16 protein-coding genes are annotated in these 16,090 nt (G+C 42.2%); 11 read left to right on the forward strand and 5 right to left on the reverse strand.

Annotated elements, in window-relative coordinates; all coding sequences use genetic code 11:
- The first annotated feature begins 1,621 nt into the window (after positions 1-1,621).
- A complete protein-coding gene (locus PU629_RS05650; RefSeq protein ID WP_275283311.1) occupies positions 1,622-1,933 on the forward strand; it encodes a rhodanese-like domain-containing protein in 312 nt (103 codons plus the stop codon).
- A 318-nt stretch (positions 1,934-2,251) separates the two neighbouring features.
- Positions 2,252-3,874, forward strand: a complete 1,623-nt coding sequence (locus PU629_RS05655; protein WP_275283312.1) for a putative polysaccharide biosynthesis protein — start codon at positions 2,252-2,254, stop codon at positions 3,872-3,874.
- A gap of 86 nt (positions 3,875-3,960) precedes the next feature.
- Here PU629_RS05655 and PU629_RS05660 read toward each other — a convergent pair whose 3' ends face one another.
- Positions 3,961-5,349 (reverse strand): hypothetical protein, encoded by a 1,389-nt coding sequence (locus PU629_RS05660; RefSeq protein WP_275283313.1) that lies wholly within the window; start codon positions 5,347-5,349, stop codon positions 3,961-3,963.
- A gap of 193 nt (positions 5,350-5,542) precedes the next feature.
- Between PU629_RS05660 and PU629_RS05665 the strand changes: the two genes are divergently transcribed.
- Complete coding sequence (locus PU629_RS05665; protein ID WP_275283314.1) at positions 5,543-6,262, forward strand: pseudouridine synthase; 720 nt, start codon at positions 5,543-5,545, stop codon at positions 6,260-6,262.
- Positions 6,263-6,791: 529 nt separating this feature from the next.
- On the opposite strand, the gene PU629_RS05670 is transcribed toward PU629_RS05665, so the two are convergent.
- Together PU629_RS05670 and cysK are read right to left on the reverse strand one after the other, a co-directional pair.
- Positions 6,792-7,013 (reverse strand): DeoR family transcriptional regulator, encoded by a 222-nt coding sequence (locus PU629_RS05670; protein WP_275283315.1) that lies wholly within the window; start codon positions 7,011-7,013, stop codon positions 6,792-6,794.
- A gap of 342 nt (positions 7,014-7,355) precedes the next feature.
- A complete protein-coding gene (gene cysK, locus PU629_RS05675) occupies positions 7,356-8,291 on the reverse strand; it encodes a cysteine synthase A (protein ID WP_275283316.1) in 936 nt (311 codons plus the stop codon).
- A 183-nt stretch (positions 8,292-8,474) separates the two neighbouring features.
- On the opposite strand from cysK, the gene thpR reads away from it, so the two are divergent.
- Positions 8,475-9,056, forward strand: coding sequence for an RNA 2',3'-cyclic phosphodiesterase (gene thpR, locus PU629_RS05680; protein ID WP_275283317.1), 582 nt, complete (start codon positions 8,475-8,477; stop codon positions 9,054-9,056).
- Positions 9,057-9,214: 158 nt separating this feature from the next.
- Positions 9,215-10,000: a phosphotransferase family protein gene (locus PU629_RS05685; protein WP_481900480.1), complete on the forward strand. Its 786-nt coding sequence runs from the start codon at positions 9,215-9,217 to the stop codon at positions 9,998-10,000.
- 49 nt (positions 10,001-10,049) lie between these two features.
- Here PU629_RS05685 and PU629_RS05690 read toward each other — a convergent pair whose 3' ends face one another.
- Positions 10,050-10,316 (reverse strand): YtzH-like family protein, encoded by a 267-nt coding sequence (locus tag PU629_RS05690; RefSeq protein WP_275283320.1) that lies wholly within the window; start codon positions 10,314-10,316, stop codon positions 10,050-10,052.
- 122 nt (positions 10,317-10,438) lie between these two features.
- Here PU629_RS05690 and trmB point away from each other — a divergent pair, with 122 nt between their 5' ends.
- Both trmB and PU629_RS05700 read left to right on the forward strand, forming a co-directional pair.
- On the forward strand, positions 10,439-11,077 hold the full coding sequence (trmB, locus tag PU629_RS05695) for a tRNA (guanosine(46)-N7)-methyltransferase TrmB (RefSeq protein ID WP_275283321.1): 639 nt from the start codon (positions 10,439-10,441) through the stop codon (positions 11,075-11,077).
- A gap of 387 nt (positions 11,078-11,464) precedes the next feature.
- The gene (locus tag PU629_RS05700) at positions 11,465-12,016 is read left to right on the forward strand and encodes a hypothetical protein (RefSeq protein WP_275283322.1); all 552 of its coding nucleotides are present in this window, start codon (positions 11,465-11,467) and stop codon (positions 12,014-12,016) included.
- A gap of 84 nt (positions 12,017-12,100) precedes the next feature.
- Here the strand turns inward: PU629_RS05700 and PU629_RS05705 are convergent, their stop codons facing one another.
- Positions 12,101-12,415: a PepSY domain-containing protein gene (locus tag PU629_RS05705; RefSeq protein WP_275283323.1), complete on the reverse strand. Its 315-nt coding sequence runs from the start codon at positions 12,413-12,415 to the stop codon at positions 12,101-12,103.
- Between the two features lie 166 nt (positions 12,416-12,581).
- On the opposite strand from PU629_RS05705, the gene PU629_RS05710 reads away from it, so the two are divergent.
- The 4 genes from PU629_RS05710 to ytpR all read left to right on the forward strand — a co-directional run bounded on the left by PU629_RS05710 (position 12,582) and on the right by ytpR (position 16,023).
- Entirely contained in the window at positions 12,582-13,658 is a 1,077-nt protein-coding gene (locus PU629_RS05710; RefSeq protein ID WP_275284365.1) for a M42 family metallopeptidase, read from the forward strand.
- Between the two features lie 100 nt (positions 13,659-13,758).
- Complete coding sequence (locus PU629_RS05715; RefSeq protein ID WP_275283324.1) at positions 13,759-14,259, forward strand: DUF84 family protein; 501 nt, start codon at positions 13,759-13,761, stop codon at positions 14,257-14,259.
- Positions 14,260-14,558: 299 nt separating this feature from the next.
- The gene (locus tag PU629_RS05720; RefSeq protein ID WP_275283325.1) at positions 14,559-15,377 is read left to right on the forward strand and encodes a DUF1444 family protein; all 819 of its coding nucleotides are present in this window, start codon (positions 14,559-14,561) and stop codon (positions 15,375-15,377) included.
- A 7-nt stretch (positions 15,378-15,384) separates the two neighbouring features.
- The gene (gene ytpR / locus PU629_RS05725; protein WP_275283327.1) at positions 15,385-16,023 is read left to right on the forward strand and encodes a YtpR family tRNA-binding protein; all 639 of its coding nucleotides are present in this window, start codon (positions 15,385-15,387) and stop codon (positions 16,021-16,023) included.
- The last annotated feature ends 67 nt before the right edge of the window (positions 16,024-16,090 follow it).

A 16,090-nucleotide genomic window follows, 5' to 3' on the forward strand; every position in this document is an offset into this window, starting at 1 on the left:
AAAAACAAAGCAGGCCCCTTACAGCAAGGGGCCTGCTTTGTTTACCAATAACGTAAAGAAAGTAATCTAAGAAGCTGTGCCTCACTTCATGGGGCGGAGAGGAGAATCCTAAAAGGTTTGTGAAAAATCTGAGAAGGTCAGCCAACAATCCAAGAAGGTTTGTCAAAGATCTAAGAAGCTGTGAAAAATATCCTAGAAGCTGTGCCTCACTTCATGGGGCGGAGAGGAGAATCCTAAAAGGTTTGTGAAAAATCCAAGAAGGTCAACCAACAATCCAAGAAGATTTGTCAAAGATCCCAGAAGGTGCACGGAAAATCCAAGAAGCTGTGCCTCATCCCATGAGGCGGAGAGGAAAATCCAAAAAGGTTTGTGAAAAATCCAAGAAGATCAACCAAAAATCCAAGAAGATTTGTCAAAGATCTAAGAAGGTCGGTGAAAAATCCAAGAAGCTGTGCCTCATCCCAAGGGGTGCGAGGAAAATCCTAAAAGGTTTGTGAAAAATCCGAGAAGGTCAACCAACAATCCAAGAAGGTTTGTCAAAGATCTAAGAAGGTGCGCGAAAAATCCTAGAAGCTGTGCCTCACTTCATGGGGCGGAGAGGAGAATCCTAAAAGGTTTGTGAAAAATCTGAGAAGGTCAGCCAACAATCCAAGAAGATTTGTCAAAGATCTAAGAAGGTGCGCGGAAAATCCAAGAAGCTGCGCCTCACCCCAAGGAGCGCGAGGAAAATCCTAAAAGGTTTGTGAAAAATCCAAGAAGGTCAACCAAAAATCCAAGAAGATTTGTCAAAGATCCCAGAAGGTGCGCGAAAAATCCTAGAAGCTGCGCATCACCCCAAGGAGCGCGAGGAAAATCCTAAAAGGTTTGTGAAAAATCCGAGAAGGTCAACCAACAATCCAAGAAGGTTTGTCAAAGATCTAAGAAGGTCGGTGAAAAATCCAAGAAGCTGTGCCTCATCCCAAGGAGCGCGAGGAAAATCCAAAAAGGTTTGTGAAAAATCTGAGAAGGTCAGCCAACAATCCAAGAAGGTTTGTCAAATATCCCAGAAGGTCCGCGAAAAATCCCAGAAGCTGCGCCTCACCCCAAGGAGCGCGAGGAAAATCCAAAAAGGTTTGTGAAAAATCTGAGAAGGTCAGCCAACAATCCAAGAAGGTTTGTCAAAGATCTAAGAAGGTGCGCGAAAATTCCAAGAAAATGTGCCTCATCCCAAGGAGCGCGAGGAAAATCCAAAAAGGTTTGTGAAAAATCCAAGAAGGTCAACCAAAAATCCAAGAAGATTTGTCAAAGATCTAAGAAGGTGCGCGAAAAATCCAAGAAGCTGTGCCTCATCCTAAGGAGCGCGAGGAAAATCCAAAAAGGTTTGTGAAAAATCCGAGAAGGTCAGCCAAAAATCCAAGAAGGTTTGTCAAATATCCCAGAAGGTGCGCGGAAAATCCTAGAAGATGCGCCTCATCCCAAGGAGCGCGAGGGAAATCCAAAAAGGTTTGTGAAAAATCCAAGAAGCTGTGCCTCATCCTAAGGCGTGCATTCTTGACATTCATGGGGTGAAAAAGACAAAATATAGGTTGAACCTTAGTGCGTTATAGAGTGGGTTTTATTTCAGATAAAGGAGTTGCTTTTTATGACAGAAGTTAAAACGATTACGCCTCAAGAGCTTGAAGGGCGTTTAGAGTCCAGGGATCAGACGCTTCAAGTGGTTGATGTGCGTGAGGATGAAGAGGTTGAGGCGGGCATGATTCCGGAAGCGATTCATATTCGTTTATCAGAAATTCCGGAGAGAATGGACGAGCTTGATCGAAGCCAACCTCTTGTTATGGTTTGCCGTTCTGGCGGTCGCAGTCAAAGAGCAGCGGAGTATCTTGCCTCTCAAGGATTTGATGTTTACAATATGGTTGGCGGTATGATGAACTGGACAGGCGAAGTTAGAAGTTAATCCAATAAGGCACATAATAACGGCTGCTTAAGCAAATGGCAGTCGTTTTTCATTTGAAAGCATCTATGGTGTGAAAAGGTTTTGAGCATGGGGGTATTTTTGTTATTGAATACCATGACTTGAGACACTATGCCAAATTTCTCCTTACATAATTCGACTATTTTTTTAACAATTCCTAGTTTGTAACTATTAATTCTAAAGAAGTGTGATAAAATACAAGAGATTTAGAGGAGTGAATTTTTGTTAATACTAAAACTATTTCTTATATAGTGTGAATGGTTCGTACTTGTAATTCGTATACAGTCAGGGGTTGTCATGATGTCCGGTTCCCGTATGATTCGTGGAACGCTGATTCTGTCAGCGGCCACTTTTTTTACTAAATTTCTAGGGATGTTATTTGTCATTCCATTATATCCAATCGTCGGTCCTGATGGGGGAACTTTGTATGGGCTTGCTTATACACCGTATTCCATTATTTTAAGTATTTCGACGGTGGGGATTCCATTAGCGGTCTCAAAGTTTGTGGCGAAATACAATGCGTTAGGGGATTATTACACAGGGAGAAGGTTATTCAAATCAGGTCTTCTGTTAATGACCTTAACGGGTATCATTGGGTTTCTCGTCATGTATGGGTTTGCTCCGGTTTTTGCTTTAGGCGCACCTAAAGAATTGGTCCAGCCGCTAACAACGGTTATGCGGGTCACAAGCTTCGCGTTAATCCTTGTCCCGGCTATGAGCTTAATTCGCGGTTATTTCCAAGGCTTTCAATCTATGGGACCAACTGCTGTCTCCCAGACAGTCGAACAAATTGTCCGTGTAGTCTTTGGACTCGCGGGTGCTTATGTGATCATGGCGACGGTAAAAGGAACTTATCATGCAAAGGTATCCATTGCAGTCAGCTTTGTGACATTTGGAGCCTTTATGGGCGCTCTGGCAGGCCTTATTGTTTTAATACGTTACTGGATTTCCCGCAAATCTTATATTGATAAAATGGTAGAAGAGAGTACAACGGTTCAAAACATTCGGCTATCCTCGATTTATAAGGAGATTATCGGGTATGCCCTGCCGTTTGTGGCAGTTGGATTAGCCAACCAGTTATATTTTCTAATAGACCAAGGAACCGTTCGCCATTTTCTTTCACTCTACTTTGAAATGACAAAGGGTCAAATATCAGATATCATATCTAATCTTTTTACATATGATCAAAAAATTATTCTGATCCCTGTTTCCCTTGCTACCGCACTTGGGCTAAGTGTGGTGCCTTCTATTACCGAATCCTATGCTGAGGGACGTCAGCAGGATATGCAAGTCAAAATCACACAGGCCTTTCAATTTACAATCTTTATCACGATCCCTGCGGCCGTTGGTCTTTCCGTTCTTGGTTACATGGTTTACGGTCTTTTATATGGGTTTGAAAATGGACTGTCTGCCGTTATATCAGGTGGCGATCTCTTGCAATGGTATGCGCCAACCGCCATATTTTTTGCCGGATTTTCTGTGACTGCGGCTATACTCCAAGGAATTAATCACCAAAAAGTGACTATTTTAAGCTTATGTGTGGGTGTGCTCATCAAGCTCATCTTGAACCCCATACTTTTGAGATTGGGTGTAAATGGGGCTATTCTTGCAACAGATATGGGTTATCTAGCCTCTATTCTGATTAATTTATATGCTATAGGTTACTCAACAAGGTATCGCTTTACATTTATTGCGAAGCGGCTATTGCTCGTTTGTATTTTTACATTAATTATGACAGTCGCTGTGCTGATCGCCTTGTCGATCACTGGAGGTTTTGTCCCTCATACTCGCCTAAACGCTCTGATTAGGTCGATAATGGGAGTCGTGGTCGGCGGAGGGATTTATTTTCTCCTCTCCCTTAAATCAGGATTGTTAAAACAAGTTCTAGGATCCAGGTTCCGGCGCCTAGAGCGATTTATGTAGGGTGATTGATAAATGGGTGGGGACAGACCTCTTCTGTAAGGTCTGTCCCCATAAGTTGTTATGAAGTGAGGGCTACCTCAGATCGCTTATGAATAAGGGAGATAAGGATGATCGTTTCCGATTTCTTTATTGGCATAAGGTGAATAGTAGCGATTATCATAGGGCTCATGAGAATCAGTTAATGTGCCTTGGGTTTGTGTGGCGCCCTTCTTATATGGATCGTTCATTGAGGACCATTCTGCTGGCCTCGACGCATGGTTCGCTTCTGTATAGGCAGTTGTGCTAGAGGACATTTCTAACGATTGAGGAAATGCCGTTTTTTCTAATTGATTAAAATGGTTTTGGAAGCCTCCTGCTGGTTGTTCTCTATAGGGTTGCTGCGCCATTTGGCTTTGGCTTTTGGGCATTTGTCCGATAGAAGGGTGCTGCTGCGTCATTTGGCTTTGGCTTTTGGGCATTTGTCCCATAGAAGGGTACTGCTGCGCCATTTGGCTTTGGCTTTTGGGCATTTGTCCCATAGAAGGGTACTGCTGCGTCATTTGGCCTTGGCTTTTGGGCATTTGTCCGATAGAAGGTTGCTGCGCCATTTGGCTTTGGCTTTTGGGCATTTGTCCGATAGAAGGTTGCTGCGCCATTTGGCTTTGGCTTTTGGGCATTTGTCCCATATGAGAAGGTTGCTGCGCCATTTGGCTTTGGCTTTTGGGCATTTGTCCCATAGAAGGGTACTGCTGCGCCATTTGGCCTTGGCTTTTGGGCATTTGTCCCATAGAAGGGTACTGCTGCGTCATTTGGCTTTGGCTTTGGCTTTTGGACATTTGTCCCATAGAAGGGTGCTGCTGCGTCATTTGACTTTGGGAATTGGGCAATTGTCCCATAGAAGAAGGTTGTTGCCCTATTTGGTTCGGCAGGTTCTGAATAGACCCCATGCCTTGTGAGCCAGGAAACGGTTCACTTATCATTGGGTTTGGATTTTGTTGTCTTTGTCCCATGTTAGGAAAATTTGCGGGTGCTTGGTTAAATTGGGTTGAGTATCCAGGCATTTGTGGGTAACCAGCGGGTTGCTGTCCTAGTTGTCCCTGAAATGGAGTCATAGGGCCTGCCGAAGATGGACTAGTAGGCATTTGCCCCATAGACTGTGGCATGTATCCTTTACTTGAATAAGCGCCAGACTGTCCTGATTGCCCTGTATATTGGGGCATCTGACCTGTTTGGTAGGGGGAGGGAGCGATCTGTCCAACATTCGAAGGGGCATTTAAATGCTGTCCGAATGGAGCGGAGTTGGCAGGCATGCCTCCTGGTAGCGAACCACTTGTTGTGGGATAGCCTTGTGAGGGCATCATCGTTCCTCCCATTCCAAATGTCCCTTGATTGGACCATGGGACCTGCTGACCTCCAGCATACGATTGGGGATTTATGGCCCCATAAGCAAAAGGCTCGGACCCTTGATAACCCCTGGGATTCGATTTAAAAACCATGTTATCTCTCCTTGTTTAAGTCATTCATTGTATAGTATGAAAGCCTAGGAGATATGAGTGTGTCCACCTTTCATTTTATCTCGCTTTAGAAGTCTTTAGACTTTCGTTTGAGGAGAGTTTAAGAAGAACGAAAATAAGTCTCGTTTAAACTTTTGGAAAATAAACCTGTTTGTTTAGAAAGAGGAATGATACCATGCGCTTAGATAAGTGGCTCTCTCATTGCGGAGGCGGAACAAGAAGAGATGTCAAGCTCTTGTTAAAAGCAGGACGTGTCAAAGTGAATGACAAAGTGGAAAAACAGTCAGCGCGGCAAGTTCATCCAGAGAAAGATAGCGTCACTTTAGACGGTGTTCCAATGCTCTATCAGGAATTTGTCTATTTTATGCTTAATAAACCTTCTGGAGTGATAACCGCGACTGAAGATTCTCACCAGAAGACGGTGCTGGATCTTTTTGATCAACAGGACTTGCACAAAGATCTCTTTCCGGTTGGCCGTTTAGATAAGGATACAGAAGGACTGCTCCTGATCACGAACGACGGAGCTTTGGGCCATCTTCTGCTTTCACCTAAGCATCATGTTAAGAAAACGTATGAGGCCATTATTAATGCTTCGATTCAATCGGACATGATTGAACAATTTGCTGCTGGAATTGAACTTGTTGGCGATGGGCGAACCAAGCCTGCCTCTTTAAGAGTCCTTAAAAATGAAGAGAAACCACTTGTTGAAATCGTGATTACGGAAGGTAAATTTCATCAGATAAAGCGAATGTTTCATGCGGTTGGCCGAGAAGTTGTATATTTGAAGAGAACCAAAATGGGGCCGCTTTCTCTAGACCCTTCCTTAGCTTTGGGGGAGTATCGGAGGCTAACTGAAACAGAAAGAGAACAACTCCTGCAAATTAAGAAAGATTAATAATGAGAGAAATGAGTTATTAGAGGGGAATCTTGTGAAAAAGGCGCAGTAATCTAGAGATTCCTTTAAATTGGGCTCTGACTGAATGGGGATAGCACGGTGTTTGAAAAATAAACGGAGATATTCCGTTTAAATTAGGAAATGTCTTTATTTCCTTTAAAATAAGAGGAGATATTCCGTTTATCTGATCCGAATCTTTGTTTTTTGCTTGATTTGGAGTCGTTAACCGGAAAACGTCCGCTTATTTTTGTCTCTTCAGTAGTCCCTTTAACCATTAGCCGGAAATTCTCCGCTTATTCATTCTCATACCGGCAGCGGAACCCCATAAGGCAAGACTATTATCTTCCAAATCCTGTTTTATAAAACGAAATGGTCTGCGATTCTTTTGGTTCCCCTGAAAGAGCTCCGATAACATGAGCGATTATCTTCTACATAAAAAACAGCTGGACTTTTTCCAGCTGTTTTTTATGTAGAGAACGGGTTTATCGTATTGGCTGGTATTTAATGGAAGTCCTTATACCCTTATCCTCTAAGATACCTTTACTTTCTTATCTGTCAGTGTCCAAATACCGCGGCTAGGGCTTTTGACGAGCTTATTGTACGTCAAAATATTGAGGTCTCTTTGGATCGTGCGCGGGGTCATATCGAACGCTTCAACCAATTCTTGAGTCGTAACGGTCCCTCCCTTTTCTTTAATAAAGAGGTAAACATCTTTTACGCGATTCAACATTCGGTCAGTAGAAGAGTTCAATGTACCTACCACTCCTTAACGTTTAATCTTTTAAAAAAGCTTCTAAAGCATTTCTATGGCACGAAAGGAAAAACTATTCAAAATATTTCCTGATTCCATGAGGCTTGTCTTTAAAAGTCTCTGATGATAAACGTAAGGTGCATGTCTTTTGGAAAAAGAATGTCGATTTTTTTCTTAATTATTATGTTACTTTATTTTTCGAAAAAGTCAATTTAAACAGCACCTAAATTGAAGATAACGCCTAAAAGTGTTCCCTGATTTCAATTTTCATGCCTAGGTTAAGGTCGTGTGAGTTAAATGAAAAAACACCCTGTGGAAGAACCAAAGGGTGTTTTAAAGACTTCAGTCATATAAGAATAAGTCTCCAGACAGATAGCGTTCGCCTGTATCACAGGTCATACAGACAACCATGCTGTCTTTGGGAAGACGTTTGGCGACTTCCATTGCCGCAAAGACAGATGCACCAGAGGAAGGACCCACTAAAATGCCTTCTTCACGGGCAAGTCGACGAGTCACCTCATAAGCTTGTTCATCTGTAATTTGAATAATTTCATCAATGATATCAAGATTAAGGACGGATGGAATAAAGCCGGGGCTTGTCCCAACGAGTTTGTGCCGGCCAGGCTTTCCGCCGGACAGAACAGGGGAGCCAGCAGGTTCAGCGACGTGAACCGTAAGCTCAGGGAACACTTCTTTAAGGGCTTCACCCGTTCCGGTAACGGTTCCTCCTGTTCCGGCTGTTGCTACAAATGCTTTTAAAGGCTTTCCAATTTCCTTTACAGCTTCTACAATCTCGATAGCGGTTGTTTTTCGATGGGCATCGGGATTCGCTTTGTTTTCGAACTGCATGGGCATAAAGCTGTTCGGTATTTCTTTAATTAATTCCTTTGCTTTCTCGATCGAACCTGGCATTTTCTCATCAGCAGGTGTAAGATACACGGTTGCACCGTAGGCTTTAAGCAGATTGATTCGTTCTGCAGTACTATTATCAGGCATGACAATAATCGTCCTGTAGCCTCGAGCGGATGCTGTCATGGCGAGGCCGATTCCGGTGTTTCCAGACGTTGGTTCTATAATGGTGGAACCTGGTTTTAGATGTCCGGCCTTCTCTGCTTCAATAATCATATTAAAAGCAGCGCGGTCCTTTAGGCTGCGGCTAGGATTAGCAAATTCCAGCTTCGCATAGACTGTTGCGCCATTGGGATCCGGTAAGCGATTAAGACGGATCAGCGGGGTATCCCCTATAAGTTCAGAAATATTATTTACAACACGTTTCATAAGACCGAGCACATCCTTTATTCGAAGAGTTCCTAATTAATATGATGTCTTTTCAGTCTAACCTTCATCCAAAATAGGAAAGCTTATAATAGCTAGTAAGCAACCCATTATAGGAAGGCGTTAGACAAGAAAAATCATTAAAAATAAATGCTTTCTATTTTATGATGAAAGGGAGAATATAAAATGTCAACTTTAAAACATTACTTTATAGCCGTTCCCATTCCAAAATTAATCAAGAAAGTCCTTGCCGAGTGGTCGGATCAATTAAAAGAACTTCCTTTTGATTATAAAGAATGGGTCTATGAAGCTGACTTTCATGTGACCTTGAAATTTTTGGGCGGTGTTTCCGAGGAGCAAGTAAAGGCGCTATCGGATGATCTTCATCAACTAACGCGGTCTTTTTCAACTTTTAAAATGAAAGGGAAGGGGGCGGGCACCTTTGGACGAACCGATGCACCAAGAGTATTATGGGCGAGTACGGAAAGTGACCCTGAGCTTTTTGACTGGCAAAAGCAAATTGATAAGCTGTGCACAAGCCATGGGTTTCATGCGGAAAACCGTCCATATCGACCTCATATTACAATTGCCAAAAAATGGCGAGGTGGGGCGCTTCAGTTAGATCGTCTGCCTGCACCGCCACTATCCTTTTTAAAAGAATGGATCGTGGACCACATTGTACTCTATACGGTCAGGCCGTCTGAACTCCCCAAATATCAACGCGTTGAAACTTTTCCGTTTGGTAGCGGTGTCAAAGGAAAAAGTTGAGTCCAAAACGCGGCTTGACGTCAAAACGCTGAGTAAAAATGCGTTGACTCGAGAGGCAAAATGTTATATTTTAAAGAGGTCTTATTTTTTTCCTAAACACAAAAATAGCGTTTTAAATAAAGGATTATATAGAGCGTTTTTAGAAGAAAGGTGAAGGTATGAGGGTGTTTGATAATGAAGATTGGGTCATTACGTCAGCAGGTGGTGTGACGGGTGAAGCTTACTTAGCTCAATCTGAACAAAAGAAGCTTTTCTTAAAACGCAACTCATCTCCTTTCTTGGCAGTATTATCTGCAGAGGGTATTGTACCGAAGCTGTTGTGGACAAAGCGTTTGGAAAACGGTGATGTCATCTCAGCCCAAAGATGGCTAGAAGGACGCGAATTAAAAGCTCACGAGATGAAGTCAGAACGTGTTGCCAAACTCTTGAAAAAGATTCACCAATCCGAGCCGCTCGTTTTTATGCTCGCGAGATTGGGAAAAGAGGCAGTGACCCCGCAGCACTTTTTAAATAATATTATGGACAAAGCCGTTTCCTTTAATGATTGGGTACCCATTAAGCAAGCACTTGCTTTTTTAACCCGAACGAAGGAAAAGGTTAAAACCCATTATAAACGTGTCTGTCATTCAGACATTAATCATAATAATTGGCTGCTTGATGAAGACGACCAGCTTTATTTAGTGGATTGGGATCAAGCGATTATTGCCGATCCAGCTCTTGATTTAGCACTTATCCTGTATTGGTACATTGATGAAGCGGATTGGGAATCATGGTTAAAAGGGTATGGCTGGACCTTAACGCCTGATTTGCAGCTGCGCATGCATTGGTATATGGTTGCACAAACCTTAATTTTCTTTTTTTATCATTATCCGCGCAACAAGAAAGAAGCGGAGTTTTATTTAAACAACTTGATTCACTATAACCAACATTCAAGTCGTTTCTAGTTGTTAAAGGGAAAACCGGAAGAAAGGCTCTTCCGGCTATGGGAACACATTAAGTTGTCTCGAACGCTTGAATGAGCGAGTCTAATTCTTCGCTTGAAGTCATAGACGCTCCGTCCGCATTTATACTCTCCTGCTCACAATAGGTTTGAAGAGCATTTAAATGTTGGACCGGCGTTTCAGAATGGGTCTGATTCAGAAGCTGAGCAGTTAATCGATTTAATTGTTCAAGCTCATTTCGCCTCGTCGTTTGATCGGACTGATGGGCTTTAAGAATATCTAAAATGAGTCGTTTTTGATCTTCTGCTGAGAGTCCCATATGTCACATCCCTATCCTTTCTTTATTTAGGATAAACGGATGTGACTTTTTTAGTCTTGAAATCATTTCCCTGTATGGTAAGTTATCCGTTTTAAGAAAGTTGTTAATGGGAGGTACATTTTATGCGTGTCAGACATAAACCTTGGGCAAAGGATAAGATTGAAGCCCACCCGAATTGGGTCATATCGGATCCTGCATCCATGAAAGGCAGTTGGCAAAAGGTGTTTCCTGTTGAACAGCCTCTTCATATTGAGGTTGGAATGGGAAAGGGGCAATTTATAACAGGGATGGCAAAGAAGCATCCTGATGTTAATTTTATTGGGATGGAGTTTCAGGGAAGTGTTCTTGTCGAGGCATTGGACAAATTGTTAGAAACGCCTCTTGAGAATGTCCGCTTGCTTCATAATAATGCCAAAGATTTGGCTGAATACTTTGCTGAGGGTGAAGTGGAGGTCATTTACCTTAATTTTTCAGATCCTTGGCCAAAAAAACGGCATGAAAAGCGCCGTTTGACTTATTCGAGTTTTTTGGAGACGTATAAGACGCTGCTTTCTAAAGAAGGTCATATCGAGCTGAAGACCGATAATCAAGGTCTCTTTGAATATTCATTAGAAAGCTTTTCTGATCATGGTTTTATCATTAGGAATGTCAGCCTGGATTTGCACGGTACGGGAGATCTGTCTATTGTTAAGACCGAATACGAAGAGAAGTTCTCTAATAAGGGACAACGGATCTACCGATGTGAGGCTTGGCCTAAGTAAATTCGCTTTTCTAGAAAAATCTGCCGGTTATTGGCAGATTTTTTTGTACGGTTAAGAAAGTATAAAACTTTTGCAAGGTAGAAAATCGACGCATTAAAAATTTTTGCGAACTAAGTAAAACTAAGGCTTCAGCCATTAAGGGCTTGGCGACTTCCTCTGATTGTGACTTTCTTGAAAGTTACATCAAAAGTCCTTAGGGAAAGCCAAGTTTTTCTAAATTTAATGGTCACTTCTTGAAAATAGGGCTTGAAATAGTCAGTTTTGTGGTATTATTATGATAATAGCGCTTTCCTAGAGTGTTGCTCTGAGGACTGGCCAGGCAGTTTATCGCTTTAGAACGGGTATTCTCATTGGTTTTAAAGCGGATACCAAGACAGGGGGGTAACTATGGTAAAAAAAATCACCGCATTACTTTCAGCTGTTGCTATTGCCTTTTTTTTCGTTTTCGGCGTTTCTCATGCTGAAACCGTGACGAGCGGGAAAATGTTTAAAACGTTCAATTCCCAGTATAAGCAAGCAAATTATGATTACAAATCAGGCTCGCTTAAATTAGAGGACGCCAAGACTTTTAAACTCGATAAGCCCATTAAGGTCAAAAATGGCAATGATGAGGTTCAAGTGACTACCGTACAGGCCGCTGTCGCTCATTTCAAGACCATGCGTGATGGCATCTTCTTTAAAGATTGGAAGGATTATGCTTATTATGCACCTGACGCTGGCGTTGTTTTAACAGAAGGCGACGTGATGAACATTCCAGCCATTAAGGCCTATGAAAAAGCCCATTCAACAAGTGTTAGGCTCGAGCTGGGTCCAATCAGCGGTTTTTTAGCTCTTATTATTATTGTTCCCATTATTGCGGCATTTGTGTTATCAAGAAGAGGGTATTCGTCATTAGAATTTAAATTAAATAACAACTTGATAGAACCTGCAAAAAAATAAAGCGATTTACATAAAAAACCTTGCCTGAGTTTTGAGGCAAGGTTTTTGTTCGGATTAAAAGGTGTTGAGTCCTCTAAGAAAATGTCACGTTTGCGGTGTCAGTTCCAGCAACGCTCCAGTTTCTGAATCTACAATAAAATCATAATGCTTTAAAGCTTCCCCTTTTCGTTCGGTTATACCGCCGCGGTAGACTTTTTGCGGGACTTGATTGCCGTCCCATTCCTCAGTGTGTTGATAAATCCAAGAACCGTCTATGTTAATCTGTTTATTGATTTGTTTTTTTACTTTCTTAAGGGCTTCTTCTGGTGCTAATCTGTCTTTAGTTAATGATTTTTGCAAAAGATAACCGCCTGCGAATCCAATAGCAAAGGCTATTCCAACTTTTGACCATTTAGTCACTTGTTTTCCCCCTTTAAATGTTGGTCTTGTATTTAAAGTATACAGGAGAGCGCTTATTTAAACCAATCTATGATAAAAAGTAAAAAGCAGGTTCATTTGAACATTTTAATTATTACAGTAAAATAGTGAAGTACATATCTTTAATATCTGTTAAGGGGATGAGATGGTGAATCAAGAAACGTTAGCTTTATTTCGAACATTGACTGAGCTTCCAGGAGCATCTGGTTTCGAACATCAGGTGCGCTCCTTTATGAGAGAGGAATTAACAAAGGTTTCGGATGAGATCGTTCAGGACAACTTAGGGAGTATTTTTGGTTTGAAGAAGGGACCTGAAGGAAGTCCAACTGTGATGGTCGCTGGACATATGGATGAAGTTGGCTTTATGGTGACCCAGATTACAAAAAATGGGATGCTGCGTTTTCAACCGCTTGGCGGGTGGTGGAGTCAGGTCTTGCTCGCGCAACGTGTTCAGATCATGACGGATAATGGGCCTATTACGGGTGTCATCGGCTCGATTCCTCCTCACCTTTTAGAGGATTCTGTCAGGAATAAGCCGATGGATATCAAAAATATGTTGATTGATATCGGTGCCGACGATAAAGAGGATGCCGAGCGAATCGGGGTGCGTCCGGGACAATTTATCGTGCCCATTTGTCCTTTTACACCGCTAGCTAATGAGAAGAAGATTTTAGCAAAGGCTTGGGACAACCGTTATGGCTGCGGTCTTTCAATTGAGCTGTTACGGGCATTAAAGGATGAGACCTTACCGAATACGCTCTACTCAGGGGCAACCGTGCAAGAAGAGGTTGGACTAAGAGGGGCGCAAACCGCTTCAACTATGATTAAACCGGATCTCTTTTTTGCACTTGATGCTTCACCGGCTAATGATGCTTCAGGAGATGAAGAAGCGTTTGGCCAGCTTGGACAAGGAACGCTTTTGCGTATTTTTGACCGGACAATGGTGACCCATAAAGGCATGCGTGAATTCATTCTTGATACGGCTGAAACCCATGATATCCCTTATCAATATTTTGTATCAGCAGGTGGAACCGATGCAGGACGTGTTCATACTAATTTAAATGGGATTCCATCCGCTGTAATTGGAATTTGCTCAAGATATATTCATACATCGGCTTCCATGATTCATGTTGACGATTATGCGGCTGCAAAAGCTCTTTTGATTGAGCTTGTCAAATCATCAGACAAGTCAACGGTTGACTCGATCCGAGGCCAACAATTTTAAGACGGTTAAACTAAGTGGATAGACCCTTTCCGCTGATTGAATTTTGATCCGGACATCTTTTTGAAAAAGGGTAAAAAGCCATCTAAGAAGGTGAAGCCCCATGATTATTAGTGTAGGAAGTCAGAACCAAGCCAAACTTAATTCAGTGAGGGCGTCTTGTCCAGAAGGAAGTACGGTGCTAAGTGTTGATGTCCCATCTGAGGTGTCCAATCAGCCTATTGGTGACGAAGAAACGCTACAAGGTGCGATTAATCGAGCTCGAAATGCGCTTAAGGCCTGTGAACAGGCTGAGGCTGGAATCGGTTTAGAAGGTGGGGTCATGTGGATAGGGCCTACACTCTATTTATGTAACTGGGGGGCAATGGTCACCGCAGACAACCAACTTTTTACAGCAGGTGGAGCTCGCATTCCGCTTCCTGATCTGGTTGTTAAAGGATTAGAAGAAGGAAAAGAGCTTGGAGACGTGATGGATGAGTATGCTCATTCAATCGGCACTCGTCAGCATCAAGGAGCAATTGGTATTTTAACACAGGGTGCTGTCACACGCTTGGATATGTTTACTCATGTAACAAAACTGCTGTTTTCTCAGAGCAGACACTAACCATTAATCATCTGGTAGATCGGGCAAGTGGGAAAAGATTCACAACTGTTCACGAAAGTCATCCATTCAGTGACTTTGAAGAGGTCAAAGGACCAGTCTTGGAAGTGGGCTGAATTATCGCCTGAGTGATTCCTCATTATAGATTGCAGAAACCCATAGGGGCAAATAATCCTCTATGGGTTTTCTTCATGGCAAAACTAGCATAAAAGAACCATTTTAACAAAAATAGGGAGATCCTGTTTTTCTACTTGCACTTGTCGTGGTACAATAAAATTTAGACTCCAAATGGAGGGATTTTCATGAAAGAGAAAGAAATGGCGGCATTACTGACTCAACGTTTGGAAGCCGAAAACAGACAGATCACTTATGATTCAAAGAATGAAAAGCTAAGAGTGGAAAGTCAGTCAGCGGGAAAAGGTATGACGCTTTCACTTCCTGGTATTTGTGCTCGTTATGAAGATGAAAAAGAAAAGGCAGTCGAAGAAGTGATTTATTATGTCGAACAGACACTAGAAGCGATGAGCAGTCCTGCAGAGGATCGCGAGTTTGAACGACGATTATTTCCAGTGATTCGCTCAACTTCCTTTACAACCAAAACGTCTGAGGGAACTCAATTAATAACTCGCCCCCACACGGCAGAATCACGAATTTATTATGCCTTAGATCTTGGACAAACCTATCGCCTTGTAGATGAGACTTTTCTTGAACGCCATAATTTGACGGCAACTGAACTCGATGAAATGGCACGATTTAATTTGCGCTCATTGCCGACTCAAACAAAAGAAGACAAAGTCGCTGGAAATACGTTTTATTTTGTTAATCATAATGATGGCTATGATGCAAGCCGATTGTTAAACCAATCCTTTGTGGAGGCCATGTATGATAAAATAGAAGGAACTTTTGTTTGTGCTATCCCCCATCAAGATGTCCTTATTTTTGCGGATATCCAAAATAACCAAGGATACGATATTCTTGCTCAGATGGCCATGCACTTTTTTACGACTGGCACAATACCCATTACATCACTTCCTTTTCTATATGAAGAGGGTGAATTTAGACCTATATTTATAATGCCAAAATCAAAATCAAAACCTATTCCTGATGAACGAAAGGATTGAAGCTAACATGACATCACTTTTTTACAACAAAGAAGGTATTGGAGATGTGTTAATCTTCCATTTATTGAAAGAAAACGCCGATGAGGTTAAGACTGAAAGAAAGGGAGATTGGGCCCTTATACTAAAAGAAGGCACTGAAGAACTCATTGGCCTCAACCTTTTTAATGCTTCTCAAAAGTTTGAAGCTTTGGAGCAGGTAAAAGGCAAGTGGACACCGAGTCAAGCGGATCTTGAGAAACTCACTGCTTTATTAAAAGAAGAATTAGGAATCGAGCTTTCTTTTGACCAGCGTCCTGATTTCTTGATTGGCTATGTCGAAGAGCTAACTCCTCATCCTGATGCCGATAAACTTAAGGTGTGCCAAGTTAACCTGGGTGATCAAACACTTCAAATTGTATGCGGGGCTCCAAATGTAGAAGCAGGTCAGAAGGTGGTTGTGGCTCGTGTGGGTGCGTTAATGCCGGGTGGTTTAGTCATTAAAGATGCAGAATTAAGAGGGGTTGCCTCTTCAGGAATGATCTGTTCTGCCCGTGAGTTAGCCTTACCTAATGCGCCTCAGAAGAAAGGGATTTATGTCCTTCCAGATGAAGCACCGGTTGGAGAAGGATTTTGGTCCTATCAAGATCAACTCCTAACCACCAAATAGAAGAGTTAATGTCCGTTATCTGCCAAAATAGAATAAACAACCCTTTTTTAAATAGAAAGTAAGAGAA

Origin of the sequence: Pullulanibacillus sp. KACC 23026, assembly GCF_029094525.1 — a bacterium.
Taxonomy (GTDB): Bacteria; Bacillota; Bacilli; order Bacillales; family Sporolactobacillaceae; genus KACC-23026.

Bases quoted from the DNA above. Each gene is read 5' to 3' on its own strand.
- PU629_RS05715 (WP_275283324.1), top strand. From the start codon at position 13,759: ATGATTATTAGTGTAGGAAGTCAGAACCAAGCCAAACTTAATTCAGTG.
- PU629_RS05720 (WP_275283325.1), top strand. From the start codon at position 14,559: ATGAAAGAGAAAGAAATGGCGGCATTACTGACTCAACGTTTGGAAGCC.
- cysK (WP_275283316.1), bottom strand. From the start codon at position 8,291: ATGAAACGTGTTGTAAATAATATTTCTGAACTTATAGGGGATACCCCG.
- thpR (WP_275283317.1), top strand. From the start codon at position 8,475: ATGTCAACTTTAAAACATTACTTTATAGCCGTTCCCATTCCAAAATTA.
- PU629_RS05665 (WP_275283314.1), top strand. From the start codon at position 5,543: ATGCGCTTAGATAAGTGGCTCTCTCATTGCGGAGGCGGAACAAGAAGA.
- ytpR (WP_275283327.1), top strand. From the start codon at position 15,385: ATGACATCACTTTTTTACAACAAAGAAGGTATTGGAGATGTGTTAATC.
- PU629_RS05650 (WP_275283311.1), top strand. From the start codon at position 1,622: ATGACAGAAGTTAAAACGATTACGCCTCAAGAGCTTGAAGGGCGTTTA.
- PU629_RS05655 (WP_275283312.1), top strand. From the start codon at position 2,252: ATGTCCGGTTCCCGTATGATTCGTGGAACGCTGATTCTGTCAGCGGCC.
- PU629_RS05685 (WP_481900480.1), top strand. From the start codon at position 9,215: ATGAGGGTGTTTGATAATGAAGATTGGGTCATTACGTCAGCAGGTGGT.
- PU629_RS05690 (WP_275283320.1), bottom strand. From the start codon at position 10,316: ATGGGACTCTCAGCAGAAGATCAAAAACGACTCATTTTAGATATTCTT.
- trmB (WP_275283321.1), top strand. From the start codon at position 10,439: ATGCGTGTCAGACATAAACCTTGGGCAAAGGATAAGATTGAAGCCCAC.
- PU629_RS05700 (WP_275283322.1), top strand. From the start codon at position 11,465: ATGGTAAAAAAAATCACCGCATTACTTTCAGCTGTTGCTATTGCCTTT.
- PU629_RS05660 (WP_275283313.1), bottom strand. From the start codon at position 5,349: ATGGTTTTTAAATCGAATCCCAGGGGTTATCAAGGGTCCGAGCCTTTT.